At 70.1% G+C, this 25,953-nt stretch carries 27 protein-coding genes, 2 tRNA genes, 1 rRNA gene and 1 other RNA gene (1 of these 31 only partly in view); 14 read left to right on the top strand and 17 right to left on the bottom strand.

Translation table 11 applies throughout. The features are described from left to right. Positions 1-36 precede the first annotated feature (36 nt). From BXU09_RS06145 to BXU09_RS06135, 3 genes are read right to left on the bottom strand one after another with little or no spacing between them, the layout of a single operon-like run. Positions 37-1,356, bottom strand: coding sequence for a thymidine phosphorylase (locus BXU09_RS06145; protein ID WP_078301210.1), 1,320 nt, complete (start codon positions 1,354-1,356; stop codon positions 37-39). 42 nt (positions 1,357-1,398) lie between these two features. Further along, complete coding sequence (locus tag BXU09_RS06140) at positions 1,399-1,848, bottom strand: (4Fe-4S)-binding protein (RefSeq protein ID WP_078301209.1); 450 nt, start codon at positions 1,846-1,848, stop codon at positions 1,399-1,401. Further along, the gene (locus BXU09_RS06135; RefSeq protein ID WP_078301208.1) at positions 1,845-2,798 is read right to left on the bottom strand and encodes a YafY family protein; all 954 of its coding nucleotides are present in this window, start codon (positions 2,796-2,798) and stop codon (positions 1,845-1,847) included. Before BXU09_RS06135 ends, BXU09_RS06140 begins: the two co-directional genes overlap by 4 nt. An 87-nt stretch (positions 2,799-2,885) precedes the next feature. On the opposite strand from BXU09_RS06135, the gene BXU09_RS06130 reads away from it, so the two are divergent. From BXU09_RS06130 to BXU09_RS06120, 3 genes are all read left to right on the top strand, one after another. Then, complete coding sequence (locus BXU09_RS06130; RefSeq protein WP_078301206.1) at positions 2,886-3,377, top strand: DinB family protein; 492 nt, start codon at positions 2,886-2,888, stop codon at positions 3,375-3,377. A 5-nt stretch (positions 3,378-3,382) separates the two neighbouring features. Next, the gene (locus BXU09_RS06125; RefSeq protein ID WP_078301205.1) at positions 3,383-3,922 is read left to right on the top strand and encodes a DinB family protein; all 540 of its coding nucleotides are present in this window, start codon (positions 3,383-3,385) and stop codon (positions 3,920-3,922) included. A gap of 271 nt (positions 3,923-4,193) precedes the next feature. Beyond that, a complete protein-coding gene (locus BXU09_RS06120) occupies positions 4,194-4,727 on the top strand; it encodes a DinB family protein (protein ID WP_078301204.1) in 534 nt (177 codons plus the stop codon). 71 nt (positions 4,728-4,798) lie between these two features. Here BXU09_RS06120 and ftsH read toward each other — a convergent pair whose 3' ends face one another. Next, positions 4,799-6,679, bottom strand: coding sequence for an ATP-dependent zinc metalloprotease FtsH (gene ftsH / locus BXU09_RS06115; protein ID WP_078301203.1), 1,881 nt, complete (start codon positions 6,677-6,679; stop codon positions 4,799-4,801). 121 nt (positions 6,680-6,800) lie between these two features. Beyond that, positions 6,801-7,277 (bottom strand): hypothetical protein, encoded by a 477-nt coding sequence (locus BXU09_RS06110; RefSeq protein WP_144012002.1) that lies wholly within the window; start codon positions 7,275-7,277, stop codon positions 6,801-6,803. A gap of 75 nt (positions 7,278-7,352) precedes the next feature. On the opposite strand from BXU09_RS06110, the gene BXU09_RS06105 reads away from it, so the two are divergent. Beyond that, the gene (locus BXU09_RS06105) at positions 7,353-8,777 is read left to right on the top strand and encodes a hypothetical protein (RefSeq protein ID WP_078301201.1); all 1,425 of its coding nucleotides are present in this window, start codon (positions 7,353-7,355) and stop codon (positions 8,775-8,777) included. 162 nt (positions 8,778-8,939) lie between these two features. Here BXU09_RS06105 and BXU09_RS06100 read toward each other — a convergent pair whose 3' ends face one another. The 3 genes from BXU09_RS06100 to BXU09_RS06090 form a co-directional block, all read right to left on the bottom strand. After that, the gene (locus tag BXU09_RS06100; protein ID WP_144012001.1) at positions 8,940-10,727 is read right to left on the bottom strand and encodes a WD40 repeat domain-containing protein; all 1,788 of its coding nucleotides are present in this window, start codon (positions 10,725-10,727) and stop codon (positions 8,940-8,942) included. 105 nt (positions 10,728-10,832) lie between these two features. Continuing rightward, the gene (locus BXU09_RS06095) at positions 10,833-13,253 is read right to left on the bottom strand and encodes a glutamine--tRNA ligase/YqeY domain fusion protein (protein WP_078304797.1); all 2,421 of its coding nucleotides are present in this window, start codon (positions 13,251-13,253) and stop codon (positions 10,833-10,835) included. Positions 13,254-13,352: 99 nt separating this feature from the next. Continuing rightward, positions 13,353-13,826, bottom strand: a complete 474-nt coding sequence (locus BXU09_RS06090; RefSeq protein WP_078301198.1) for a hypothetical protein — start codon at positions 13,824-13,826, stop codon at positions 13,353-13,355. 94 nt (positions 13,827-13,920) lie between these two features. Here BXU09_RS06090 and BXU09_RS06085 point away from each other — a divergent pair, with 94 nt between their 5' ends. Further along, positions 13,921-14,676: a GNAT family N-acetyltransferase gene (locus BXU09_RS06085; RefSeq protein WP_078301197.1), complete on the top strand. Its 756-nt coding sequence runs from the start codon at positions 13,921-13,923 to the stop codon at positions 14,674-14,676. Positions 14,677-14,744: 68 nt separating this feature from the next. Here BXU09_RS06085 and BXU09_RS06080 read toward each other — a convergent pair whose 3' ends face one another. The 3 genes from BXU09_RS06080 to BXU09_RS06070 form a co-directional block, all read right to left on the bottom strand. Next, positions 14,745-15,416: a hypothetical protein gene (locus BXU09_RS06080; RefSeq protein WP_078301196.1), complete on the bottom strand. Its 672-nt coding sequence runs from the start codon at positions 15,414-15,416 to the stop codon at positions 14,745-14,747. Between the two features lie 52 nt (positions 15,417-15,468). Beyond that, positions 15,469-15,993 carry a multidrug DMT transporter gene (locus BXU09_RS06075; protein ID WP_078301195.1) on the bottom strand — a complete coding sequence of 175 codons (525 nt, stop codon included), beginning with the start codon at positions 15,991-15,993 and terminating at the stop codon, positions 15,469-15,471. Positions 15,994-16,057: 64 nt separating this feature from the next. Further along, positions 16,058-17,251 carry a S1C family serine protease gene (locus tag BXU09_RS06070; protein WP_078301194.1) on the bottom strand — a complete coding sequence of 398 codons (1,194 nt, stop codon included), beginning with the start codon at positions 17,249-17,251 and terminating at the stop codon, positions 16,058-16,060. A gap of 129 nt (positions 17,252-17,380) precedes the next feature. On the opposite strand from BXU09_RS06070, the gene BXU09_RS06065 reads away from it, so the two are divergent. After that, the gene (locus BXU09_RS06065; RefSeq protein ID WP_078301193.1) at positions 17,381-17,839 is read left to right on the top strand and encodes a gamma-glutamylcyclotransferase family protein; all 459 of its coding nucleotides are present in this window, start codon (positions 17,381-17,383) and stop codon (positions 17,837-17,839) included. A gap of 209 nt (positions 17,840-18,048) precedes the next feature. Here the strand turns inward: BXU09_RS06065 and rpsO are convergent, their stop codons facing one another. Continuing rightward, positions 18,049-18,324, bottom strand: a complete 276-nt coding sequence (gene rpsO, locus BXU09_RS06060; RefSeq protein ID WP_055363614.1) for a 30S ribosomal protein S15 — start codon at positions 18,322-18,324, stop codon at positions 18,049-18,051. A 201-nt stretch (positions 18,325-18,525) separates the two neighbouring features. On the opposite strand from rpsO, the gene BXU09_RS06055 reads away from it, so the two are divergent. Both BXU09_RS06055 and ffs read left to right on the top strand, forming a co-directional pair. After that, positions 18,526-18,609 (top strand) — tRNA-Leu (locus BXU09_RS06055). 121 nt (positions 18,610-18,730) lie between these two features. Next, an RNA gene (gene ffs, locus BXU09_RS06050) (signal recognition particle sRNA small type) lies at positions 18,731-18,829 on the top strand. 209 nt (positions 18,830-19,038) lie between these two features. Here ffs and BXU09_RS06045 read toward each other — a convergent pair. After that, positions 19,039-19,248 (bottom strand): hypothetical protein, encoded by a 210-nt coding sequence (locus BXU09_RS06045; protein WP_078301192.1) that lies wholly within the window; start codon positions 19,246-19,248, stop codon positions 19,039-19,041. Positions 19,249-19,327: 79 nt separating this feature from the next. Next, positions 19,328-19,696 (bottom strand): hypothetical protein, encoded by a 369-nt coding sequence (locus BXU09_RS06040; RefSeq protein ID WP_078304795.1) that lies wholly within the window; start codon positions 19,694-19,696, stop codon positions 19,328-19,330. Positions 19,697-19,773: 77 nt separating this feature from the next. On the opposite strand from BXU09_RS06040, the gene BXU09_RS06035 reads away from it, so the two are divergent. Further along, the gene (locus tag BXU09_RS06035; protein WP_078301190.1) at positions 19,774-20,496 is read left to right on the top strand and encodes a carbonic anhydrase; all 723 of its coding nucleotides are present in this window, start codon (positions 19,774-19,776) and stop codon (positions 20,494-20,496) included. Between the two features lie 73 nt (positions 20,497-20,569). Here the strand turns inward: BXU09_RS06035 and BXU09_RS06030 are convergent, their stop codons facing one another. Next, positions 20,570-21,805, bottom strand: a complete 1,236-nt coding sequence (locus BXU09_RS06030) for an aminopeptidase (protein WP_078301189.1) — start codon at positions 21,803-21,805, stop codon at positions 20,570-20,572. Between the two features lie 108 nt (positions 21,806-21,913). On the opposite strand from BXU09_RS06030, the gene BXU09_RS06025 reads away from it, so the two are divergent. Continuing rightward, positions 21,914-21,990: transfer RNA gene (locus BXU09_RS06025), tRNA-Pro, on the top strand. Between the two features lie 63 nt (positions 21,991-22,053). Here the strand turns inward: BXU09_RS06025 and thrB are convergent. After that, entirely contained in the window at positions 22,054-23,022 is a 969-nt protein-coding gene (gene thrB / locus BXU09_RS06020) for a homoserine kinase (RefSeq protein ID WP_078301187.1), read from the bottom strand. Positions 23,023-23,520: 498 nt separating this feature from the next. Between thrB and BXU09_RS06015 the strand changes: the two genes are divergently transcribed. Both BXU09_RS06015 and rpmB read left to right on the top strand, forming a co-directional pair. Next, complete coding sequence (locus BXU09_RS06015) at positions 23,521-23,787, top strand: GlsB/YeaQ/YmgE family stress response membrane protein (protein WP_078301186.1); 267 nt, start codon at positions 23,521-23,523, stop codon at positions 23,785-23,787. A 236-nt stretch (positions 23,788-24,023) separates the two neighbouring features. Then, positions 24,024-24,239 (top strand): 50S ribosomal protein L28, encoded by a 216-nt coding sequence (gene rpmB, locus BXU09_RS06010; RefSeq protein WP_055362117.1) that lies wholly within the window; start codon positions 24,024-24,026, stop codon positions 24,237-24,239. A gap of 220 nt (positions 24,240-24,459) precedes the next feature. On the opposite strand, the gene lspA is transcribed toward rpmB, so the two are convergent. Next, positions 24,460-25,002, bottom strand: a complete 543-nt coding sequence (gene lspA, locus BXU09_RS06005; RefSeq protein WP_078304793.1) for a signal peptidase II — start codon at positions 25,000-25,002, stop codon at positions 24,460-24,462. 124 nt (positions 25,003-25,126) lie between these two features. Between lspA and BXU09_RS06000 the strand changes: the two genes are divergently transcribed. Together BXU09_RS06000 and BXU09_RS05995 are read left to right on the top strand one after the other, a co-directional pair. Beyond that, positions 25,127-25,594, top strand: a complete 468-nt coding sequence (locus BXU09_RS06000; RefSeq protein ID WP_055362119.1) for an S-ribosylhomocysteine lyase — start codon at positions 25,127-25,129, stop codon at positions 25,592-25,594. A gap of 295 nt (positions 25,595-25,889) precedes the next feature. Then, positions 25,890-25,953: ribosomal RNA gene (locus tag BXU09_RS05995) — 23S ribosomal RNA — on the top strand; it runs 2,827 nt beyond the window's last position.

Genomic DNA, 25,953 nt, shown 5'->3' with positions numbered 1-25,953 from the left:
CTCTATCAACCATCACCTTTCGACTTTCTACGTCGTTCAGAACACGCGGTCGAGGATCAGCGCGTCCGGGGCGGGAGCCTGCGCGCTGAGGCTCAGGCCCTCGGTCAGGAGGCGCGTGGCGACTTCCAGGCCACGGGCGTCCCTGTGGTAGATGCGGATCACGCTTTCGCCCGCCTGGACGGCCTCGCCGGGCTTGCGCAGCAGTTCCACGCCCACGCCGTGATCGATGGCCTCGCCCTTGCGTTCGCGGCCGCCGCCGAGGGCCAGCACAGCGCGGCCCACGCTCAGCGCGTCGATGCCCGCCACGAAGCCGGATTCGGTGGCCGTCACGTCGGCGCGGCCCGGAGCCACGTCGAACCTGCTGATGTCGTCCACGTAGGTGGCGTCGCCGCCCTGCGCCTCGATGAACGCGCGGAATTTCGCCAGGGCGCTGCCGTCCGTCAGGGTGGCGCGGGCGCGGGCCTCGGCGGCCGCCTCGTCCTCACCCTGGGCGGCCAGCGCCTCGACCGCCAGCGCCACGCACAGGTCCGTCAGGTCCTGCGGGCCCTCGCCGCGCAGGGTCGCCAGAGCCTCCAGCACCTCCAGGGAGTTGCCGGCCATGTGGCCCAGCGGGGTGTCCATGTCGGTCAGGACGGCGCGCACCTGCCGCCCGGCGCGGTTGCCGATGTCCACCATCGCGCGGGCCAGTCCGCGCCCGGCGTCCAGGGTGCGCATGAACGCCCCGGCGCCCACCTTCACGTCCAGCACGACCGTGTGCGCGCCCGACGCGAGTTTCTTGCTCATGATCGAACTGGCGATCAGGGGCAGGCAGTCCACGGTGGCAGTCACGTCGCGCAGCGCGTACAGTTTCCCGTCCGCCGGGGCCAGGTCACGGCTCTGGCCCACCAGCGCGAGGCCGATCTCGCGGGCCTGCGTGATGAAGTGCTCCTCGTCGAGTTCGCTGGTCCAGCCGGGAATGCTCTCCAATTTGTCGATGGTGCCGCCGGTGTGCGCCAGACCGCGCCCGCTCATCTTGGCGACCGTCTGGCCCAGCGCGGCCAGCATGGGCGTCAGGATCAGGCTGGTCTTGTCGCCCACGCCGCCCGTGGAGTGCTTGTCCACGGTACGGGGCAGGTCCCCGAGGTTCATCAGGTCGCCGCTCTCGGCCATGACCATGGTCAGGTCGGCCGTTTCCTGCTCCTGCATACCGCGCAGGAACACGGCCATCAGCCACGCGCTCATCTGGTAGTCCGGCACGTCGCCGCGCGTGTAGCCCAGCACCAGGGTTTCCAGTTCGGCGCGGGTGTGGGTCTCGCCGTCGCGTTTCTTGCGGATCAGGTCGGGAATGTTCACGGCATTCAGCGTTGAGGCAGTCATAGCGTAGTTTACGTCCGCCGGACGGAATTCTGTCCCGCCGCGCTACGAGGGATCGGGCGTGCTTTTCCAGCCGACTGTCGCGTGCGTGCCGTCGCAGTACGGTTTGTTGCTGCTGTGGCCGCAGCGGCACAGGGCGGCGCGGACCTCGCGCTGCTCGCCCTGCGGCGTTTCGATCACGAGGTTGCCCCGGATCATCAGCGGACCGTCGGGGCTGGGGGTGATGGTGGTGATCTCGTCGGGCATCTCGGCCTCCTGTCCTTCCAGGACGTAGTGCAGCGCCCCGGTGGGGCAGGTGCGGACGACTGCCGCGACCGCGTCGGCTTCGGCGTTCGCGGGCCTGATCCACGGGCGGGCCGCCGGGTCGAACACGCCGGGCAGGCCACGCACGCAGCTGGCGACGTGCAGGCAGCGCCGCGCGTCGTAGTAGACCGTGATGCCGGGCGCCGTGTACGCCTTCCCCTGCGCGAGGTCCTCGGTGGTGGGCGTGGTCATGCTCCAGTGTACGCAAGTTGCGCCGCGCAGCGCCCCGCCAGCCGCCGGAATTCGTCTTGCAACTGCGGGGGGCTGTCCACCCGGAACGGGCAGTCCAGGCCCAGCAGGAACGCGGCGAAGGCGCCCAGCGACTCGCGGCGGGTGCTCAGACGGGTGCCGCGTCCCTCGGCGCGCAGCTCCGCGCCCCACGCGGACACCCGGCCGCGCAGGTCCCCGGGTGGGCAGTCCAGCCACACGCTCACGTCGAAGGCGGCGGGGGCGTGCGTGGCGCGCAGGAACGCCCCCGCGTCGAAGTCGGCGGGGGGCGTGAAGGTCTGCGCGCAGATTTCCAGGCCGCTCATGCGGTCCAGCCGGAACGACCGCAACGCGCCGCGCAGGTGGCAGTGCGCGGCGGCGTACCAGCGGCCGTCCAGGTGCACCACGCGGTACACGTCCGCCTGCCGGGCGGTGGGGGGAGAGTCCGGCGCGGCGTACCTGAAGGCCACCCGGCGCGTGTCACGCACGGCGCGCAGCAGGGCGGCCAGCAGCGGCGCGTCGGTGCGGACCACCCACGGCGAGGGTTCCATCTGCAGGCTGTCCTCGAGGGCCTGCACGTCGGCACGCAGCGCTTCCGGCAGGGAACGGGTGAGTTTCGCGGTGGCGGCCTCGGCGGCGGGGGCCAGGGCGTGCAGGCCCAGGTGCCGCAGGGTGCGCAGGCCCAGCGCGGCGGCCAGGGCCTCCTCGGGCGTGAACATCAGGGGCGGCAGCCGGAAGCCGGGTTTCAGGCGGTACGCGCCGCCCACGCCCCGGCGGCCCTCGACCGGAATCCCGAGGTCCTGAAGGCGTGCGACGTAGCGCTGCACGGTTCGTGGGCTGACTTCCAGGCGGCGGGCCAGCTCGGCCCCGCTGACCTCCTCGTGGGCCTGGAGGAGTTCCAGCACGGTCAGCACCCGCATGCTTGGGTCGTACATGTTCCGAGTGTAATCGGAATAGGCGTCACGTTCTGACGGGAATCCAGATTATGCTGGATACAGATCCAACCTCAGGAGGTTTCACCCATGACCGTACCCGCCGACGTGTCCGCTGCCACTGCCCCCGTCCTGTCCCTCCCGGACTTTATCGCCCACTGGCAGGGCCACCGCGCCCTGACCCGCCGTGTCATCGAGGCCTTCCCCGACGATCAGCTGTTCAGCTTCAGCCTGGGCGGCATGCGGCCCTTCGGCGTGCAGGCCACCGAGATCCACCTCGTGGACGCCATGACCGTCACCGCCCTGCGCAGCGGCGAGTGGCCCGAACCCGACTGGACGACCGGCCCTGGCACGAAGGCTGACCTGCTGGCCGCCTGGGACGCCGTCAGCGCCGACCTCGCCGAGTACGGCCCCCACACCGACCCCGCCTTCTTCACCCAGGTGCACGCGCTGCCGTGGGGCGAGATGCCCGGCTGGGTCGCCGCCATCTACGCCGTGGACAACGAGATCCACCACCGCGCCCAGGGGTACGTCTATCTGCGTGCCCTGGGGATCGAACCCCCCGCCTTCTACGACCGCTGAGCGCCGTGAACCCCGCCACGCTGTACAGCCACCTGACCCGCGCCCGGCGCGACCTGCTGGGCACGCTGCGCGCCACGCCGGACGGGGTGCTGCGCGCGCCCCTGCTGCGCGGCGAGCGCTTCCATTCCATCCTGGACCTGCTGATCCACACCGCCGAGGTCGAGGACGGCTGGATCCACGGGGACTTCCAGGGCCTCCCGATGGTGCAGGACCGCTTCCCGGACATCCAGGCGGGCGCAGCGGGGCCTGATACGACACTCGGTCTGGACGCCATCGAGGCGTACTGGCAGGCGGTCGAGGCAGACACCCGCGCGTACCTGCACGCCCTGACGGAGGCCGACCTGGAACGCACCGTCACGCTGGACGACTGGCCCGAGGGCCACCGCCAGTTCACGTTGAGCGGCCTGATCTGGCACGTCCTGCTGCACGAGGTCCGGCATACCGCGCAGATCGCCGCGCTGCTGCGCACCCAGGGAATTAAACCCCCGCAGCTGGACCTGCTGTTCTCCCTCCCGGCACTGGACGCCGGACCCGCCGCTCCGTAATCGACCCGTCGCCCGGCCGTGAGCCCCCCGAACGCACTCCGGAGGCCGTATGACGCCCACCCCGACTGCCCCGCGCCCACCCGTGACCCTCTCGCCCGTCCCGCCTGTCCCTGCGCCACAGCAACCGGCCACACGCATCCGCTGCCAGTTGCCCTGAGCCAGTCAACCTGAGCCAGTCAACCTGACGGCGCTCTGGCTTCCGGTGTCCTGCTGGGCAGGCCCACCCTCCAACCCTCTCGCTCCAGCCCTTTCCCCGTTTTCCGGAGGCCCCATGACCCACCCGACGCCCGACCTGACCCTGCTGCTCGAAGCCTTCCGCCGCAACGCCCGCGTGAACGACGCCCTGATTGCCGCCCTGACGCCCGGGGAGTTCGCCCTGAGCGACGGGCACGGCGGGTGGACGGTCGAGCGGCACCTGCGGCATATGGCGGGCTTCCGCGTGGGCTGGTTGTGGAACATGAGCCGCGACCACGCCATGCCACTACTGAACCCCGATGAGCTGGACGCCGACGGCGACCCGCAGTGGCGCTGGGCGAACGCTCCCGCCACCGCTCTGCCCGAGGCGCTGGCCGCCGGGGACGCCGCCGCCGTCAGGGCCGTGGAGGCGCACCGGGCGTCCGGCGAGCCCTTCGCCGACCCCTGGAACGAGGGCACGTACCAGAGCGACCCGGCGCACTTCCTGATGCACACCATCGTGCACGACAGCCACCACCGGGGCCAGATCCTGAGCCTGCTGCGCCAGGGTGGGCGCACGCCCGAACAGATGGACGCCCTGGACGCCCACTGGGCCATCTGGCGCGAGTAGAGCAGGTCCCGTTCAGACATAGACGCCCCCACCGGTTCAGGGTGGGGGCGTCTGTGCGTGGGTGGATCAGATCAGGCGGGGGGCGCCTTGGTCAGGTCCGGCATGGTCGTCTGACCGTTCACGCGGGCGACCGCCTCGCGGACCACGTCACCGGTGATGAGTTCCTGCGACAGAAGCGCCTCGGCGACCTCGTGCATGGCGGCGCTGTACTCCTGGACAATCTCACGCGAGCGCTCGAAGGCGCGGGTCAGGATGCGCTTGACGTCCTCGTCGACCAGCTGGCTGGTGTGTTCGCTGAATGCCTTGGGTTTGGCCATGTCCTCGCCCAGGAAGACCGGGCCGCTGTCGGTGGTGAGGGCCATGTTCTTGAAGTTCTCGCCCATGCCCCACTCCAGCACCATCTTGCGGGCGATGTTCGTCGCCTTGCGGAAGTCGTCGGCGGCGCCGCTGGTGACGCTGCCCATGAAGACTTCCTCGGCGGCGCGGCCACCCAGCGCCACGATCAGCTGGTTTTCCAGGCGTTCCTTGCTCATCAGCACCTGCTCTTCGGGCAGGTAGAACGCCGCTCCCAGCGCGCGGCCACGCGGGATGATGCTGACCTTCTGGAGCTTGTCGCTGCCGGGGATCACGGCCGCCGTGACGGCGTGCCCGGCCTCGTGGAAGGCGATGGCGCGTTTCTCGGCGTCGCTGATGGTCAGGCTGCCGTTCTCGAGGCCCAGGGTGATCTTGTCGAGCGCGCGGTAGAAGTCGCTCATGTCGATCACGGTCTTGCCGATGCGGGCCGCTTCGAGGGCCGCCTCGTTCGTGACGTTCTTCAGGTCCGCGCCGCTGAAGTACGGGGTGCTCTTGGCGACCTCGTTCACGTCCACGCCGCTGCCGATGGGCTTGTTGCGCAGGTGGACTTTCAGGATCGCCTCGCGTTCCTTGAGGTTCGGCAGGTCGATGGTCACCTGACGGTCGAAACGGCCGGGGCGCAGCAGCGCGGGGTCCAGCACGTCCGGGCGGTTGGTGGCGCCCAGCACGATCACGCTGCTGGACTTGTCGAAGCCGTCCATCTCCGAGAGGATCTGGTTGAGGGTCTGCTCGCGCTCGTCGTGACCGCCGCCGATGCCGGCGCCACGCTTGCGCCCGATCGAGTCGATCTCGTCGATGAACATGATCGCGGGCGCGCTCTTGCGGGCGTCCTCGAACAGGGTGCGCACGCGGCTGGCGCCGACGCCCACAAACATCTCCATGAACTCGCTGGCGCTGACCGAGAAGAACGGCACATCGGCCTCGCCGGCGATGGCGCGGGCCAGCAGGGTCTTACCGGTGCCGGGAGGGCCGACGAGCAGCACGCCCTTGGGAATCTCCGCGCCGATCTGGTGGTACTTGCCCGGGTTCTTCAGGAAGTCCACGACCTCGATGAGTTCCTTCTTGGCTTCCTCGTGACCGGCCACGTCCGTGAACTTGGTCTGCACGCGGTTTTCCTTGCCGTACTTCTTGGCCTTGCTCTGGCCGAACTGCATGACGCCGTTCTGGCCGCCCTGGGCGCGCATGAAGAAGAAGTACATCATGGCGAACAGCAGGATGATCGGCAGGAAGTTCAGCAGGATGCTCAGCCACTGGCTGGGCTGCTCGAAGCGCAGGTCCACGTTCCGCTGCTGCAGTTCCGGGATCAGGCCGCCGTCGGGCGTGGCGACGCTGCTGGGCAGACGCACCGTGAAGGTGCGGGCCTCGGTGGTGCGTTCAGGTTGGCCGGCAGGGGTCGGCAGGGGAATCTGCGTGGCTTCCTTCAGGGTGACGGTGGCGTTGCTTTCACGCACGATCACCTGGGCGACCTTGTCCTGCTCCAGCAGCGTCTTGAATTCAGTGTAGTTCACGCTGGTTCTGCCGCTGATGGGCGCCTGCGAGAACATGAGGAACAGGGCCAGTACGAACAGAACGATCAGCCAGGGATTGAGCCGTTTCAAGAACAGTCCTCCGGGGGAGTGAATGGGGCGTCTGGGGCACGCGCGGCCCCACTGAAGTTGAGTGTACCAGACTCAAGGTGTATGAAATTGTCCCGATTTCACAGCCTTCCTCACCTGCGCTTTACCCTTCGGCCACATTGACCCGCTCTGCCCGGCGGCGGCGCCGCCACGCCGCGCCCAGTGCCAGCAGGCCCAGCGGCACGCCCACCCACACCGCCAGAAACAGCGCCACCGGCAGGAAGTTCAGCAGGATGCTCAGCCACTGGCCGCGCCCCTCGAAACGCAGGTCCACGTTCTGCCCGCTCAGTTGCGCCACCAGCGCCCCGTCCGGCGTCACCGTGCTGTCCGGCAGGCGCACCCGTACCCGCTGACCGCCACGCAGCCACGCCTGAACGTCCCCCCCGTCCCGCAGGACCACCCGCTCGACCCGCCCGTCCGCCACCAGTTCCCGGAACGCCGCCCCGCTGACCGCGCCGCTCTCCGCGCCGCCCAGCGCCCGCCAGCCCAGAGCGCCCAGCCCCGCGAACCACAGCAGGGCCACCACGCCGACTACCACCCACCCGTTTCCTCGTCTGCCCGTCTGTCCGCTGCGTGTCATGGCCCTCACCTCATCACGCCGCGCCCTGGCCCGCAACCACCCAAAGCATGACTGGGCGCGCTATCCTGAGGAAGAATGATTGACGTGGCCACCACCTGGCAGCAAGTCTGCGCGGCACTCGCGGGCGGCGACTACGACACGGCCTTTACCGTCATGGCAGCGGCCATGCAGGAAGCCCGCCGACCCGAACGCGCCCGCCTGGCCCTGCTGGCCGGCAGCATGCACGCCCTGTACGGCGACGCCGCCCTCGCCGAGATCGGCGGCGCGCTGCGCGAGGCCCGCACCCTCGACCCCGCCCTGCGCACCGACCCGCTGTACCTGGCGCTGATGGCCGAACTGGAAGCCCGCACGCACGGCGACGGCGCCGCCCCGCCCCCCCAGGCCGTGCGGGACGCCCCGGACCCCCTGGCCCGCTTTCACGCCATGTGCGCCCTGGCGCTGGCCGACAAGCCGCAGGAGGCGCTGGACCTGCACGTTCCCAGCGCCGACCTGCCCGAACACCTGCGCTGGCGGCTGCGTTCCTGGGAGGCCGACGCGCACGAGCAGCTCGGGCAGACCGCCGAGGCCGTGAACCTGTACGCCGAGGCCGCGCACCTGAGCAGCGGCATGAACCGCGCCGTGATGCTGCAGGAACAGGCGGCGCTGCTGCTGCAAGAAGGCCAGCCGGACGCCGCGAACGCCGCGCTGAACCAGGCCCGGCCCCTCTACCCGGCCCGCCCCACCCCGGCCGAGGAGGAAGAACACGGCCTGAACCTCGCCACCTGGCATTACCTGCGCGCCCAGGCGCAACTGAACCTGGGGCAGCCCGACGCGGCGCACGACATGATCCGCGAGGCCGCCCGCCTCGAGGCGCAGCACGGCGACCCCAGTTACGGCGTGGCGCTCGTGCGCGGGCAGGTGCTGACCCACCTGGGCCAGCAGGAGCAGGCGCTCGTGGCGTTCCAGACGGCCCTGAACCTCGCCACCGAGGCAGACCGCCCCTACGCCAACCATGAACTCGGGGTGGCGCTGCTGGACCTCGACCGGCCCGTCGAGGCGCGCGAGAAACTCGAGGCGGTCCTGAACGAACCCGAGTACCCCTACCTGCCCGAGGTGCTGGCCGACGTCGCCGAGTGCGACTACCGCCTGGGTCGCCTGCAGGAAGCGCAACTGGCGGCCGAGCAGGCCCTCGCGCAGGGCGCGGTCATCCCGGCCAGTCTGGTGCTGGGCAGCGTCGCCCTGGATTACTTCCAGCTGGACGAGGCGCTCGAACACTACGGGCGCGTGATCCGCGAGGCTGCGCCCGCCAGCCGCGACTGGATCACCGCGCACCAGATGGCGACCGACGTGATGGCCCAGCAGGGCTTCCCGGACCCCGCCGCCGCCTACGCCCACGCCCAGCAGGCCCTGACGCACACGCCCGAGAGTGACGACTGGCACGGCACCCTGCAGGACCACCTGCGCAAGGCCGAGGCGCTGATGGCCCAGAAGGGCGGCAGCGGCGGCCGCATGCTGAACTGATCCGGACTCCGATGGAATGGGTTGCCAAACCCGTTCCATCCGAGCGGGGCGAGCCGAGCGGGGCGAGTAGGAACAAAACGGACTCCGGATCACGCGACAGGACCGGGGCCGCCGGGGAGGAGAGGTCCTTCCCTGGCGGCCCCGGTCAGCTGTGGTGGTGGGTCAGCGTTTCACGTCGAACACGGTGACGCTGCCGGCCTTGCCGAGCAGGCCCGCGCCGACCATCAGCTGGTTGCCGGCCGGCGCCCAGGCCAGCAGCGAGGTGCCCATGTTGAAGGTGCCGGTGCGGATCAGGCGGTTGCCGCTGGCCGTGTCGAAGATCTGCAGGGCGTTCTGCGGGTCGCTGGTCAGGACCGCCAGCAGTTTGCCGTCCGGGCTGAACCGCACGGCCCGCACGCGGTTGTCGAAGGCCAGGGTCTTGAAGGCGGTGGTCGCGCCGGGTTTGACCAGGGCCACGCGCGCCTCGTAGTCGGCGTCGTCGTACGTGACGGCCAGCGTGCCGCCCCGGCTCAATTGCAGCGCGGTCGCCTCGGCGTCGGTCGGGAGCTTGAAGGCGGGCGTCTGCTTGCCGGTGGCGACGTCGTAGCGGAACACGTTGCCCTCGTGCGGGATGACCAGGATGGCCTTGCCGTCGTTGGTGGGCAGCGCGGCGTGAATGTCCTCGACTTTCAGCTGCTCTTCCGTGACTTTCTTCAGGACCTTGCCGGTCTGACCGTTCATCAGCGCCAGGCCGTAGTAGCCGGTGGCGACCGCGTACGTGCCGTCGGGCGTGGACTGGATCAGGTCGTACTCGGCGTCGCTGTCCAGCGTGGTCAGGCGGTTGAGTTTCCCGCCGCGCAGGGTGCTGACCGTCTCGCCGTTCAGGGTCCACAGCATGTCGCTCTGGAGGTCGAAGTCGTACAGGCGGTTGGTGCCGCCCACGTTCAGGTCCTGCAGGGTGCTGAGGTTCGTGAAGCGGTTCACGCCGGCGTACGCCGACTTCCCGATGAACCCGCCGGTCAGGGCGTTGCTGGACGCCAGGGTCACGCGCCCGGTGGCCGGTGCGTCCAGCTCGGCCGCGTTCAGGAACGCGACGCTGCTGCCCAGCGCGAGCAGCCGGCCGTCCGGGCCGCTCACGACCGGACCGTCACTGTCGACCTCGAAGGCCTCGCCGCGCGGCTGGCCGGTCTGCGCGTCGATGCGCTGACCCTCGCCGTACGACACGAGCAGCAGCTCGCGGTCGTTCAGGAACAGCAGCGAGTCGTCGGTGGGGTCGAGGTCCTCGCCGCCCTTCACGTCCACGGGCTCCTGACCGGCGCGCAGGATCAGCGCCTCGCTGCCGGTGCGGACGGCGGCGGCCTGCCCGTCCGGGCTGAAGTGCGCGCCCAGACCGCCGGGTTCCTCCGCAAGGTTCGCCTCGGCCAGCACGTCCCCGCTGTCCAGGTCAACGAGTTCCACGCGGTCCTCGAAGCTCAGGACGGCGCGCGTGCCGTCGGGCGAGACGACCGCGCCGTACAGTTCGCCGTCGCCGATCAGGTCGGTGGCGCGGCCGTTGGCGAGGTTGATGCTGCGCAGCGTGCCGTCGTCCAGCATCAGCAGGTTGCCCTGCGGGTCGAAGGCGAGCGTGGCGTCGTAGGCGGGTTCGCCGCTGCGCAGCTCGCGGCCGCTGGCGACGTCCCAGACCGTCCAGCGTTCGCCGGTCATGGCGGCCAGTCGCGCGCCGTCCGGGCTGACGCTCAGGCCAGCCACCGGGCCGCGCAGCGTGTACCAGCCGATCTGGGTTTTCAGGTTGCCGTCGAGAATCAGGACGCCGTTGTCGGCGTTCACGGCCCACCGGCCGCCGGGCAGCGGCGCGGCGTACGCGGTGTCCGCGCCGGGCAGCGTGACGACCCGCGCGGTGCTGACGGTCAGGGCAGAGGCGGCGGTGCTGAGGCTCAGGGCCGCCGTGAGCAGCAGGGCTGAAATCTTCATGAATCCCACTGTAAACAATTTCACGTCCCGGCCCTGCCTCATCTGCACCGGGCTCCGGCTGGGCATTCCCAGTACACCCCCGTCTTCACCGCAGCCGCGTCCGGTTCAGCCGGCCAGGGCGGCCTCCAGCGCGGCGTTCAGGGTCGCCGGGTCGGCCTTGCCGCCCGTGGCCCGCATGACCTGACCGGTAAAGAAGCCCAGCAGCGCCGTGCGTCCACCCCGGTAGGCCTCCACCTTGTCCGGGTTGGCCGCCATGACCTGCGCGACGGCGGCACTCAGGGCGTCGTCGCTGAGGCCCCCGGCGAGGTTCTCGCGTTCGATGATCGCGGCGGGCGCCTCGCCGGTCTGCGCGGCGCGCGCCAGCACCTCGCGGGCGACGCGGGTGGTGACTTTCTTCGCGGCCAGCAGCGCGGCCAGCGGGGCGAGGTCGGCGGCCGACACCCGGACCTCACCGGCCCGCAGGCCCGGCGCGAGGTCGTTCGCGGCCCAGGAGGCGACCTGCGCGAAGGTGTCGTCCTGGGCGGCCCCATTCAGGAACGCCAGCAGCGCGGCGTCGCGCGCCAGGGTGCGGGCCTCGGCGTCCGGGACGCCCAGCGCGGTCAGGCGCGCCACCCCGGCCTCCTGTTCGGGGGTCAGGGCGGCGGGCGCGGCCTTCTCGGTCTGCTCTTTCGGGGACTGCGCCTTGGCCGGCTTGGGGGCCTTGGCGGGCGCCTCGGCCTTCTGCGTGGCCTTCGCCCAGGCGTCCTTCAGGGTGATGATCCGCCCGAACACCAGCGCGTCGGGGCGACTGTCCACCGGGTCACGCCAGAAGTACCCCTGCCGCTCGAACTGGTAGCGGGTGCCTTCGGGGTCGCCCTTCACGCTGGGTTCCACCAGTCCGCGCGTCACGCGCAGGCTGTCGGGGTTCAGGAACGCCATGAAGCCCGCGTCAAGGGGTTTGGTCTCGTCCTCATGCCCAATGCCTTCGGGATCGAAGTCGGGGGCGATGGGCTCGGCCTGGGTGTCCTCGGGGTTGGCGGCCTCGGGGTTGGGCACGCGGAACAGGCGGTCATACAGGCGGAACTCGGCCGGGACGCCGTGCTCGGCGCTGACCCAGTGGATCACCCCGCCCGCTTTGGCGTCCTCGCCCAGCAGCGTGGCGTACACCCGCGTGACCTGCCCGTCCGCGCCGACGTCGAAGCGGTCAGCGCGGATGATGCCCGCCCCGCGCAGGCGCACCGTGCCGCCCGGCGTGAGGCGCTTGAACCCCTTGGGCGGCTCGGGGTTGAAGTCCTCGCGTTCGATGACCAGTTCGCGGGTCAGCGGCACGTCCCGCACCGCGACCTCGGGCGCCACGCGCTCCCCAGTAGGCAGGGCGACCAGTCCGTCGGGGGAGTCGCGCACCACGTCGAACGGCCAGTAGGGGAGGCTCAGGGTCTGCGTTCCGCTCATGTTCTCGATCGTCACGGGCAGCGGGTCGAGCACCGCCATCACGCGCGGCGCGCGGTGGTTCAGGTCGTTGCGCACCGCGTTCTCGTACACGCTGAGGTCCACGGTGCGGTTCGTGCGGCTCACGCCGATCTGCGCGGCGAAGGCCCGCACGGCCTCCGGCGTGACGCCCAGACGACGCTGGGCGCGCAGGGTGGGCATGCGCGGATCGTCCCAGCCGTGCACGGCCCCGGCCTCCACGAGCTTGCGCAGCTTGCGTTTACTGGTGATGGTGTACTCCAGGCCGCGCCGACCGAACTCGTACTGGTGCGGGCGCGGCTCGAAGCCCAGCCGCTCCATCAGCCAGTCGTAGATGGCGCGGTTGTCCACGAACTCCAGACTGCACATCGAGTGCGTCACGCCCTCCAGCGCGTCCTGCAACGGGTGCTGGAAGTCGTACATGGGGTAGATGCACCACGCGTCCCCCGCGCGGTAGTGGTGCCCGCGCAGGATGCGGTACAGCACCGGATCACGCAGCTTCATGTTCGGGCTGGCCAGGTCGATCTTCGCGCGCAGCACGTGCGCGCCGTCCGCGAACTCCCCGGCGCGCATGCGGCGCAGCAGGTCCAGGTTCTCTTCCGGCGTGCGGCCCCGGTACGGGCTGGGCGTGCCGGGCGTGCGGGCGTCGCCGCGCAGGCGGGCCATCTCGTCGCCCGTCACGGAATCCACGTACGCGTCGCCCTGGGTCACCAGCTGCTCGGCGTAGGCGTAGTACTGCTCGAAGTGGTCGCTGGCGTAGTACAGGTGCTCGCCCCAGTCCCAGCCCAGCCAGCGCAGATCGTCCGCGATGGCGTCCGCGTACTCCTGCGTCGCGAGTTCCGGGTTGGTGTCGTCCAGGCGCAGGTGGTAGCGCCCGCCGTACTGCGCGGCCGTCTGGAAATCCAGGAACGACGCGAAGATATGCCCCAGGTGCGCGTACCCGCTCGGTTCGGGCGGGAAGCGCGTCACGACCTGCCTGACCTTGCCGCTGTTCAGGTCGCGTTCGATGATCTCGGTGATGAAGTTCGGGGCCACGCGCGGCGCGCTGTCGCCGGCAGGAGAGGAGTCGGGGGCCGTCATGCCGCCCAGCATAGCGGGGTGCGGCGACCATCCGCCCGACCCCCACGACAGTTCACGCCCCCGGAACCGCGTGTCCGGGGGCGTGGGCGGGCGCGCGGCCTACAGCGTGACGTGGTACGTGACGACGGCCGGCACCAGGAACAGCGCGCCCATGATGAACGACAGCGCCAGGTTGTGCTCCTCGCGCATCTCGCGGCGGATGTAGCGCAGCACCCCCTCGCCCCGGCGGCGGGCCAGCGTGCCGAACACCGCCACGACGCCCAGCGCGAACAGCAGCAGCGTCACGAAGACCGCCACGCCCAGCCACGTGAACGCCTCCGCCCAGGTGCCGCCCTCGGGCACCGGGCTGGAGATGGTGCGGCTCAGCAGCAGGCTCAGGCCCAGCGACACCCAGAAGAACACCGCGCCGATCGCGGCCGTCTGGTGCTCCTCGATCTCGGTGATCAGGTCCCGCAGCCGCACGCCCAGCACCGCGCGGATGAACAGCAGGCTGATCAGCAGGGTGGGCAGCCACACGGCGAGGTTCCAGCCCAGCTCGGTCACCAGGGTCGTCAGCAGGTCAGTGAAGGTCATGACTTCCAGTTATACCGGGCGCGCCCCCCGGACCGTGGCGGAATGCCGCGCTGGCTCGCAGTGCCCCGCCCGCCGCCCCGGTAGCCTGCGCGGCATGACCCCACCCACCTTCACGCTGCGGCACGTCACCGACCCCCGCGACCCGGCCATTCCCGCGTTCGGCCGCGTGCAGGAGGCCAGCTACTACGCGCCGGAGATGCTGATTCCCCCGGAAGTCTTCGGGCAGCTCATCGGCCGCCACAGCCCGGGGCGCGAGGACCGCCTGCTGGTCGCGCAGACCCAGGGCGGCGACGTGCTGGGCGGCACCCTGTACGCCCTGCTGCCCCTGCCCGGCGAACTGCGCGGGGCGGGCTTCAACTCCTTCATGGCCGTCACCCGCGCCGCGCGGGGGCTGGGCGTGGGCCGCGCCCTGCACGCGGAGACCCTGCGCGCGGTTCGCGAGGCCGGACTGGCGGGCCTGTTCGCCGACAGCGTCCACCCCACCCGCCAGAGCGCGGAGGACCGCGCCGCCGAGGCCGCGACCGGCGTGGACCCCGCCGGTCGGCGCGCCGCGCTGCACGCCCTGGGCCTGCGCACCGTGGACCTTCCCTACTGGCAGCCGGTGGGCGGCCCGGACGGCGGCCCGCTGACCGACCTGGACCTGCTCTACCAGCCCGCCCGTCCCGCCCAGACCGTCCCGCTGGCCCTCGTGACCGGCACCCTGCGCGCCTACTGGACCGGCTGGCTGGGCCAGGAGCGGGCGCAGGCGGAAGCGCGGGCGCTGGCGGAACGCGCCGGGAACGTGGAGAACGTGCCCCTGCTGCCCGGCACGGGCACGGCAACATGGTGGAATGAAGGTCAAAACGTCTGAAGGTCAAAGAGTCTGAGTGTGACTGGGGTTCCCGTGGCCCCTTCGACCTTCAGACCTTCAGCCCTCCCTTACGGCTTCAGCCCCTCCAGTACGCGCTTTGCCTGGGCCTGAAGGTCGCGTTCCAGGGGGGTATCCGCATTCAGGGTGGCGGCGCGGGTCAGGGTGGCGCGGGCCTGCGGGTCGTGGATGAGGCTCAGGGCGATGCCCGCGTGCGCCTGGACGAACAGGGTGTCGGGGGCGCGGCGGGCGGCGGCGGTGGCCAGCGTCCGGGCGCGGTCCTGGTTGCCGCCGCTGAAGATCCCGGCTTTGGCCCAGGCGCCGGCGTGCCATTCGGCCAGCACCGCCTGGATGTCCGGGCGGTCCGGCGCGAGGTTCAGGGCGCGGTCCAGCGCGGCGCGGGCCTGCTGCGCGGTGTTCAGCGCGCCCAGCGTGTACCCCCCGGCGCGGGCCTGGAGGCCCAGGGCGCTGCCGAGGGCCAGTTGCGCGTCCGGGTCGCCGGGGCGGGCGGTGGTGGCCTGCCGGGCGGCCTGCACGGCGCGGGCGGTCCAGTCGCGGCCTCCGGCGCGGTATTCGGTCATGGCGGCGGCGGCGCGACTGGCGGTCACGGCGTCCCCGCCAGCCTGGGCGCGGGCGTACACCTGGGCGTAGTCGCCGCCGTCCAGCGGGTCCGGAGTGGGCTGGGCATGGGTGGTGCCCAGCAGGAGCAGGAGGGTGGTGGGGAACAGGAGGCCGCGCTTCACGGTTCCCAGGCTAGCGGCTGGGCGTGAAGCGCGGCTGATGAGGGGCGGTTGTTCAGGCGGCGGGCTGCTCGCCCTGCGGGTCGGGCCGGGTGGGCTCGGCGTCCGGGGTGCGGCGGGTGCGGGCCGGGCGTTCGGGGCTGTCGGTGGGGGTGGCGGTGGGGGTGGCGGCGGCGGGTGCGCTGGCGGTGGTCTGGCCGGGCGTGGCGCCGACGCGGCCCAGGGTGGCCTCGAAGGCTCGCAGGGCGTCGCTGGCCTCGAGGTCCGCGACGGCGCGGGCGTTCAGGGCGCCGAGTTCCTCGCGGGTCACGGCGTACTCGGGGGCGTCGTGGCCCTTGAGGGTCTGCAGGACGCGGTAGGCGGTGGGCGCCTCGATGCTGGCGCCCTTGCTGGTGCTGACTGTGGCGTCGCTGTGCATGTCCGCGCCGATCAGGGTGATGGTCTGCGGGCTGATCAGTGTGACGCGGTCGCCGCGTTCCTCCATGTGTGCGGCGAGTTGCAGCAGGCCGCGCAGGTCGAGCATGTGGTGGAACAGGTCGAGGTGGGCCAGCATGGCTCCGGCTTTTTTCAGGGTGTCCATACCCGCATTATTCTGTTTTAGGCAGAATTGTCAAGAGGTGTTTTGCATAATATGGAGTTTGGGTTTAATTCCTCACCTGACTGCGCCCGGTCAGGGTCACCGGCACCTGAAGGGTCTTCCCGGCGCGCAGCACGGTCAGCGTCACGGTATCGCCCGGCCGGAACGCCCTCACCGCGTACTGGAACTCACTGAAATTCACGATCCGTTTCCCGTTCACGGCCGTCACGATGTCCCCCGACACCCGCTCGCCGTTCCTGTCCAGCCGCAGCGGCTGCAACCCCGCCTTCTCGGCCGGACTGCCGCGCGACACCCCGGTGAAGAACGCGCCCGGCGTGTCACCCAGCTTCCGCAGGCGGCTCAGCTCCTTGAATCCCCGCTCCGGCAGGAAGAACAGATCACCAAACGGTCCGCCCAGCGTGATCCCGATGACCGGCGCGTCGCGCTTCTCACCGGCTCTCAGGGCGCTCAGGCGCGGGTCCGTCACCGTGACCGGCACCGCGTACGCCCGGACGCGGCGGCCATCCGTGCGGATGTAACTCACGATGCCCGTCACCTGCCCGGTCGCGTTCAGTACCGGCCCGCCACTGTCTCCCGGCACCACCGGCGCGTTCAGCTCCAGCGTGCCCGGCGGGAAATCCGCGCGGCCCGCATCGGCGTCCAGCGCGGTCAGGCGACCGGTCTTGGGCCGCAGGAACGCGCCCCCGCCATTCCCGATCGCCAGGGCCACGTTGCCCACGCCGGGCGCGCCGGTCGCCAGCGGCAGGAACGGCGTCCCGGCCGGCACCTTCACCCGCAGCAGCGCCAGGTCGTCCTGATCGTTGTACCCGATCACCTCGGCCGCGTAGCGGTTGCGGTCCACGGTCTGCGCGCTCAGGGCCTGCGCGCCCTCCACCACGTGGTACGCGGTCAGAGCCAGCCCGTCCGCGGAGATCAGGACCGCCGACCCGACCCCGTCCGGGTCGCTGCAGTCGTCCGGCGCGCACTGCTCGATCCGTAGCGTGGCGGGCCGCGCCTTCTGGAACAACGCCTGCAGGCGCGCCGTCTCGCTGGCGGTCAGCGGCGCGGGCGTGACGGTCCGGCGCTCGGCCGCCCCCGGAACCGCCGGCGGCACGGCGGTCTGCGCGGCGGCCCACAGCGGCAACGTGCCCAGCAGCACCCCCAGCAGGGCGCGGCGCAGCGGAACACCGGACAGGCGGGCGGGGAAGGCGCGCTGCGGGCCGCGACCGGCGGACCCGCGCGAAGCTGGTCTGAGGTTCATGCCTCATTCTGCGCGCCGGGTCAGTCGCCAGCTGTGTCTGAATTCGCCATCCGCCCCACTGGTCCATCCAGCCCGGCCCGTCCAGTCAGGTCGTGGCAGGCCCGGCGCGCCGCCCGCTACAGTCCGGCCATGACCCTCCCTGCCCGCGTGTTCGTGTACGGCACCCTGCTGCCGGGCGAGCGCAACGCCCACGTCGCGGCCCGTGGGTTCACCGTGCGGCCCGCCACGCTGCGTGGCTTCACCCTGCACCACCTGCACCCGGAAGGCTACCCGGCCCTGACGCCCGGCCCGGCCGACACCCTGGTGCGCGGCGCGGTCCTGGAGTACACCCCGCAGGCCTGGGAGGCCGCCCTGCCCGGCCTGGACGAACTGGAAGGCCTGCACGACACGCCGCCGCTGTACATCCGGCAACTCGCGGTCCTGACCCTGGACCCACCCGGCACCCCGGACCGGGAAGAGGAGGTCACGGTCTGGGTGTACGTGTACGCCCGTCCCGAACGGCTGCGCGCGCCGGGGGCGGCAGTGGTGCCCAGCGGCGACTGGCGCGACGTGCCGGACCGTGACCAGCGCGGCGCGGACGGCCGCTGATACGGATTCCGTTTGTTTCGCCAACAATCCGGAACTTCACCGGATTGCCGGCTCCACGTCCGGAACCCGTTTCTCTCCTTCTCGCATCCGCTCGGATTGAACGGGCTTTGCAGCCCATTCAATCGGAGTCCGTATGAGGCGGGGAAAGCGGTGCCCAAAGAAGACCGCCGCCCTTCCTTGCGGGGGGCGGCGGTGCTGCGGGGCGCGTCTTAGCGGACGATGCGCTGGCCACGGCGGATCTTCAGCTGATCCGTCAGGGCGATGTACTCGTCGTAGTTGGTGCGCTCCAGGTACTTCAGCAGGCGGCGGCGCTGACCGTTCATCAGCTGCAGGCCGCGCTGGCCGTGCTTGTCTTTCTTGTTGGCCGTCAGGTGGACGGACAGGTTGTTGATGCGCGCGGACAGCAGGGCGATCTGCACGGCGGTGCTGCCGGTGTCTTTCTCGTGCTTGGCGTGGGTCTGGACGGTCGCTTTCTTGTCGATCATGTTGAGCCTCTCGTGTTATTGAAGTCCCGCGCGCAGCAGCCGGGGAAAATCCGTGATCCGTATGAGGGAGTCCGGGCCCCACCGCTCGCGGCGGCAAACGCGATCATACCACGAAGCGCGCCCCTGACAAGGCGGGCCGCGCCACTCTAGACTTGACAACGCCGGGGGCCGCCCCTAGTATTGCTATCGCCTCTCAGAGTTGCTCGGGTGGCGGAATTGGTAGACGCGCACGTTTGAGGGGCGTGTAGCTTAGCTGTGTGGGTTCAAGTCCCATCCCGAGCACCAACGAAATGACGCCGGACTCCGCAAGGGTCCGGCGCTTTCCATGCCGCGTGCGGTCGGTTCCGGCCGCCCCCGGAGACGGGACTCCACAGCCGCGAGCACCTGTGCTATGGTCTGGAACGCATTGCTGGCGCAGCGCAGCGTGAACGCCTGAACCTGGTCAGGGCCGGAAGGCAGCAGCCATAAGGGATGATTCGCGGGTGCCGCTGCTCACCGGCAATGCTTTTTTCATGCCATACGGACTCCGATTGAATGGGCTGCAAAGACCGTTCAATCCGAGGGAAGCGAGAAGGAGAGAAGCGGTTCCGGACGTGGAGCTGGCAATCTGGTGAAGTTCCGGATTGTCAGCGAAACAGACGGCAGTCCGTATCAGCAGGGCGGTCCCGTTTCAGGCGGGGCCGCCCTTGTCGTGCGCCCGGCAAGGGGAACCAGCTAACGGGTCAGGCGGTCCAGGTCCGTCTGCGCGCCCAGCTGCCGCGAGAGCCGGATCTCGCGCTCGGTCCAGACGTGCTGGGCGCCGCTGAAGGCCTCCTCCCGGCCCAGCCACAGGTCCGCGCCCGTCCAGATAAACGAGTCGCTGGGCAGTTGCTCGTGCGGCGACAGGGCCAGGTTCAGCAGCCGGTGCAGTGGGGAGAGGGTCATGCGCCCAGCGTGCCCGGCGGGTGTCAGGCCCGCGTTCCCGCCCGGTCAGCGCCGCGTCACGCGCGCAAGTCCGCGCCGGTCAGCGGGTCTTGGGTTGCAGGACCAGCGCCGGCGTTTCCTTCACGACGGCCAGTTCGCGCAGGCGCTCGCCGTCCAGATCACCGGATTTCGCCAGGGCCTCGGCGCGGCGGCGGTCGATGGTCGCCACTTCCAGCGCCGCCGCGTCCCCGAACACCTCGCGGAAGCGGTCCAGCGGGTACTCGACCCGCCGCGAGACCTTCAGGGTGGCGCGGTACAGGTCCGTCTCGGCCTGCCCGCCGTCCAGCAGCGCCGCCTTGACCCGCGCGCCCAGTTCGTCCCGTTCGGCCTCCAGGCCCAGGATCGTGTCGCGCAGCGTCGCGTAGCGTTCCAGCAGTTCACTCAGGGTCAGGGTCTCGGGGCTGTCCATGCCGTCCATCCCGTCAGCATACGGGCCGCTATACCCCGTCCAGCCGGGCCGGGCGGGCGGGCGCTAGCATGCCGCGTATGGACGATCCCGCTGCCCAGCCTGCCGCCGACCTCGAACGCCGCATCCTGGACGCCATCCGCCGCGGCGCCAGCATGGAAGACATCGCCGACATCAAGGAATCCGACGCCGCCAACCCGGACGCCGCCATCCAGGCCCTGAAGGACGGCAACGCCCGCTTCTTCAGTGGCCGGGCCACCCGACCGGACGTCAGCGCCAACGAACGCCGCGCGCAGATCATGGGCCAGACGCCCTACGCCGCGATCCTGGCGTGCAGTGACAGCCGCGTGCCGGTCGAACTGGTATTCGATCAGGGGCTGGGGCAACTGTTCGTGGTGCGCGTCGCCGGGAACGTGGTCGGCGAGTCGGGCCTGGGCACCCTGGAGTACGCCATCCGCCACCTCGACGTGCACCTGGTGGTCGTCATGGGTCACGAGGCCTGCGGGGCCGTGGCCGCCGCGCTGCTGCCCGAGGAGAAGGTGTCGCAGGAACCCGAACACCTGCAGGCGCTGATCCGCCGCATCCAGCCCAGCGTGCAGAACATGCCGCCCATCCGCGACAAGAAAGCCCGCATGCGCGAGGCCGTGCTGAACAACGTCCGGCATCAGGTCAGCATCCTGCGCTCCCAGAGCGTCATCCAGCAGGCCGAGGCGACCGGGCAGATCCGCGTGATCGGCGCGTACTACGAGATCGGCAGCGGCGCCGTGGACTTCCTGATCGACGAGGAAGACCTGCGGCCCTGAAGGAAGGCAGATAGCTGAAAGCAGATGGCAGATGGCTCAGCGGCCCCTGCCATCTGCCATGAGCCATTCGCGCTCAGATCACGAATTCACCGGCGCGCATCACGGGCTCGCGCGTGCCGTCCTTCGCGACGCCGTCCACGTCCATCTCGCCGCTACCGATCATCCAGTCCACGTGGGTCAGGCTGTCGTTGCCGCCGGCCGCCAGGAAGTCCTCCAGGGGCATGTCCACGCCGCCCCGCACGTTGAAGCGGTAGGCGCTGCCGATGGCGATGTGAGACGCGGCGTTCTCGTCGTACAGGGTGTTGAAGAAGAACAGCCCCGAACGGCTGATCGGGCTGGAGTGCGGCACCAGGGCCACCTCGCCCAGGCGGTGGCTGCCCTCGTCGGTGTCGATCATCTTCAGCAGCGCGCTCTCGCCCTGCTCGGCGCTGGCCTTCGTGATGCGCCCGCCGCTGAACTCGATGCGGATGCCGTCGATCAGGGTGCCGTTGTACGACAGCGGCTTGGTGCTGACGACCGTGCCGTCCACCCGCTCACGGTGCGGGGCGGTCCAGACTTCCTCGGTGGGGATGTTCGCCGTGAACGTGATCCCGCCGGGCGTGTCGGCCGCGCCGCCGCCCCACACGTGATCGTCCGCCAGTCCCACCGTCAGGTCCGTCCCGCCGCCCCGGAAGTGCAGCGCGGCGTACTGCTTGCCGGTCAGCAGGTCACGGCGGCGTTTCAGGTCGCCCAGGTGCGCTTCCCACAGCGCCACCGCGTCCGGCTGGTCCGCGCGGGTCGCCGCGAAGATCGCGTCCCACTGCTGCGCGACAGCCTGCTCGGCACTCGCGTCGGGGAACATCAGTTCGGCCCAGCCGCTGACCGGCGCGCTGATCAGGTTCCAGTTCAGTCGGTTAGTCATGACCTGCGCCGTGTACGGGCGGCGGTACGCGGCCAGCGTGCGCTGGTGCGTCGCCACGCGTTCGGCGTCCACGCCGCCCAGCAGGTTCGGGTTCGTCGCGCGGATCGCCAGGACCGCGCCGCCCGCCTCGGCCGTCTCGATCTCGGCGTCCACCCGCCAGCGGCTGATCTGGTCGAAGGTGCCGTCCGGGGCCAGCTCGAAACGCGCCAGCTGAACGTCGTCGTCATCCCAGCGGACATCCACGAAACTGGCGCCCGCCGCGTACGCCTCGCGCACCACCAGCCGCGCCAGCTGTGCCGTCTCGACCGGCGCCTGCACCAGCAGCCGCTGCCCGGGCTTCACGCCCACGCCTACCCGAACAGCCAGCCGCGCGTAGTTCCGTAACTTCTCTTCAAACGTCAGGGTCATGCCCGGCAGGATAGCCACGGCGGGGCCACAGGTACAGAAGACCGTCCCGTCTCGCCGCACACCCTTGACGGATCCTGAAAGTGCCCTTATAGTTCTGTGGCTGGGTATCGAGGCGTAGCGCAGCCTGGTAGCGCACTACCTTGGGGTGGTAGGGGTCGTGAGTTCAAATCTCGCCGCCTCGACCAGCGAAAGAACCGGAGTGAGAGATCACTCCGGTTCTTCTTTTTGTGCCGATGTCCGGGTGGTATTTACGCCCGTTCGATCAGCGTACCGGCTGCGTCGATGGGAAAGTCCAGCACGCGGCCCTGTAGACCGTTGCGGGTCATCACGCCGTGCAGGTAGGCGTGCAGGGGCGCGGTGGGCTCGCGGGTGTCGTGAAAGCACAGCACGGTGGGGCCGGCGCCGCTGAGGGCCGCGCCGAGCGCACCGTGCTTCCAGGCCTCCTCCAGAATGTCGCTCAGGCCCGGCACGAGCGGCGCGCGCCAGATCTGATGAATGTAGTCCTGCATGGCGTGCCGCAGCAGGTCCAGGCGACCCTGCGAAAGCGCGGCGGCCAGCAGCGCGGCGTGCGACAGGGCGTGCACGGCATCGGCGCGGCTGTACTCCTTGGGCAGCACGGCGCGGGCCTTGCTGGTGCTCAGTTCGAAGTCCGGGATCAGGACCGTCACGCCCAGGTGCGCGGGTGGGTCCAGCCGCACGTAGTGCGTGCCGAGCTTGTCCAGGGTCGCCACGACGATCCCGCCGAACAGGGCGGGCGCCACGTTGTCCGGGTGGCCTTCCTCACGCGCGGCGACGTCCAGCACGGCCTCGTCGTCCAGGGGGCAGCCCAGCAGCTCGTTTCCGGCGACGATCCCGGCGACCAGCGCGGCGGCGCTGCTGCCCAGCCCGCGCGCCAGGGGCACGTCCGTCTCGATCTCGATGCGGGCGGGCGGCAGGGGGCGTCCGGCGCGGCGGGCGGCCAGCAGCATGGCGCGGTACACGTAGTTGCTCTCGTCGGTGGGCGTGTCCTTCAGTTCCGCGCCCAGGGGCACGATCTCGGTGATGGCCTGCGGGGTCACGCGCAGGGTGGTGTACAGCGGCACACTCAGGCCCAGGCTGTCGAAGCCGGGCCCCAGGTTGGCGCTGCTGGCGGGCGCGCGCACGGTGAAGGTGCCGGTGGGCGGCTCCCGCGTGGGTGCGGGGGCGGCGGGGAGGTCGCGTTCAGATGGTCCGGGCATAGGTGTGGGGCCTCCGGGCCACGCCACTGACGGGCGGGGCCTGATGCCGCCATGCTACCCACCCCTCCGGTGACTGTGGAGCCAGGGGTAAGACAAATGGCGCCGGTTCGCCCGGCGGGGGCCGCTGCAGGGAGCCTGCGTGCCGACTGATCCTGTGTGCTGGCCGGTCCTGTGTCGTGACCTGTACGCGCACCCCGTCGGATTTCACACCATATGAGAATCCGGGGTGATTCACGTGACCGGAGCCGGGCGGTGATCCAGCCGGTCAGGGCAGGTAACTGCCTTTGGGGTCAGGTCAGAAATGAGCGTTCTGGCCGCGATTCTGAAGCCCAGCCTTAACCGCAGTTGGCGGGACATCCATCCCACCTTCGCCCGCCCTTGAGAAAGTACGACCTTCTACATTTGCGGGGTTTGATGAGTTTCATGCTGCACCCACAACGAGAGCAACACACGTTGATGTCACTCGAAGCAAGTTCCAAATAAACGGAGGTAGAAATCATGGGTTGGATCATTACTATTCTGGTTGGTGCGCTGTGCGGCTGGCTCGCGAGCCTCATCATGAAGACGGACGCTCAGCAGGGCGCCATCGCCAACATCCTGATCGGCATCGTCGGCAGCATCCTGGCGCAGGCCGTGTTCGGCAACATGCTGAACCTCGGCGGCGACGTGGCCGGTAGCGGCTTCAGCTTCTGGAGCATCATCTGGGGCGTGGTCGGTAGCGTCGTCCTGATCGCGATCCTCAAGGCCCTGCGCGTTCTGCGCTGATCCCACTTTTTCTGGCACGGACGGTTCCCTGGTGGACCGTCCGTTCTTCGTTGGCTGCCGCCCTGGCCACCACCGCCGGACGGCCACGGTCGGGGCGGCGGCCATTTTGCGCCCCGCCGATTCCCTGTGCTACAGTTGGACGGCTTGTCTGATTCAGGCCGGCGCGGCAGCGAACCCAGAACAGGTCGCAGCCCCCGGTCAGTTAGGAAGGATCAGGCTCAAGAAGGAGAGTCATCATGGCGAAAGTGTGCGAAGTGTGCGGTAAGGGACCGATCGTGGTCAACTCGGTCATCCGCCGCGGTAAGGCCCGCGCTGCGGGCGGCGTGGGCCGTAAGGTCACCGGCGTGAGCAAGCGGGTTCAGAAGCCCAACCTCCAGCCCCTCACGGTCACCCGTGCGGGCGTCAGCCTGCGCCTGCGCGTGTGCAACAAGTGCCGCAAGGCCGTGGCCTGAGCGCCTCAGTTCAACCCGGCCGCCCCTGTCCACACCGGACGGGGGCGACTTCTTTTGGTCCTCTGCCGTCCGGCTGGTCGTGCGCCCGGACCGGCCGCCACTCCTGACGGACCGCTGCCGCGTAGCAGGCGCCTGAAGCACAGGCCCCTGAAGCAGTAGAGAGGCGGTGGCCGGGTCGTCGCCGGACTCACCGCCTCTGCGGTTCAGGACAGAGGAACTGTCAGCGGGCGTCCTGTTTGGCCTGCCGGTCGCCCACGAAACTCAGGATCAGCAGGGCCAGCGTCCCCAGCACCACGCACATGTCGGCGACGTTGAAGATCGGGAAGTCGCCGGCGTTCAGGGCGCGGGTCACGCTGCTCAGGAGCGGCGAGTGAATCATGTCCGTCACCTTTCCCTGGCGCAGCCCATCGATGGCGTTCCCGATCGCCCCGGCCGAGATCATCGCCAGGATCACGCTCAGGGCGCGCGGCTGCGGTTTCCAGGTCAGGTAGCCCAGGATGCCCAGGCCGATCAGCAGGCGTCCCACAGCCAGCGGCACGGCGCTGCCGCTGAACAGACTCCAGGCGGCGCCCGTGTTGAAGGTCAGGTACCACTCGACCAGTCCCGGAATGAATTCCTGGGCGGGCTGGCCTTCTTGCAGGTTGCTCAGGGCCCAGGCTTTCAGCGCCTGATCGGCCGCGACCAGCAGCGCAGCCAGCACGAGGGGCAGCCACACGGGCGCGCGGCGGAAACGGTCGGTCAGGGTCGGCACGCTGCGCAGTATATGGAGTGCCCCGCCGGGCGTGGAGGGAGCTTCGCAACCGCCTGGTCTGGCTCTGGGGTGGGCCGGGCCGGGTGATCTGGGCGGGTTCACGTTTGCGCCTCGCCGCGCGCGGCACAATCAGGGCATGGCGAACGTTGAATCCTTCGATCTGGACCACACCAAGGTCAAAGCCCCCTACGTGCGACTGGCGGGCGTGAAGACCACGCCGCGCGGCGACTCGATCAGCAAGTACGACCTGCGTCTGCTGCAACCCAACCAGGGGGCCATTGACCCGGCGGCCATCCACACGCTCGAGCACCTGCTCGCCGGGTACCTGCGTGACCACCTGAGCGACGTGGTGGACGTGTCCCCGATGGGCTGCCGCACCGGCATGTACATGGCGGTCATCGGGGAGCCCGACGAGCAGGGCGTCCTGAAGGCGTTCGAGGCGGCCCTGAAGGACACGGCGGCGCACGAGCAGCCCATTCCCGGTGTCAGCGAGCTGGAATGCGGCAATTACCGTGATCATGACCTGCAGGCGGCCCGCGCCCATGCCCGCGACGCGCTCGCGCAGGGCCTGAAAGTGCAGGAGACGGTGCTGCTGCAACGCTGAGCGCCTCAGCCCAGGGCCGGGTGCCCGCCCACCAACAGCTGCCTTCGGGCGGCTGTTGTGCGTTCAGGACGTGGTTTTCCAGGCTGTGGCCATGAACATGAAGTGTGTGCGGGATGGGGGGTGTTGACAGATCGGCGCTGCGCCTGTATCTTTTCTGAGCCTCAAGCGAGGCGGGATGCATGACAAGCGAGCGTGAAAGAGCGAGAGAAACGCGAAATAACCGCGCTCCTCCAGCCGAACCCCCACACCCAACGGTGCGGCGGGCCAGGGGACGGGGAGACGCATAGGAAAGATGGGTCAAGATACTAAGGGTCCACGGTGGATGCCCTGGCACTGGAGCCGATGAAGGACGCGATTAC

Origin of the sequence: Deinococcus sp. LM3, from assembly GCF_002017875.1 — a bacterium.
Lineage (GTDB): Bacteria > Deinococcota > Deinococci > Deinococcales > Deinococcaceae > Deinococcus.
Note: the sequence above shows the minus strand (reverse complement) of the source record. Positions and strands in the feature narration are given on the sequence as shown.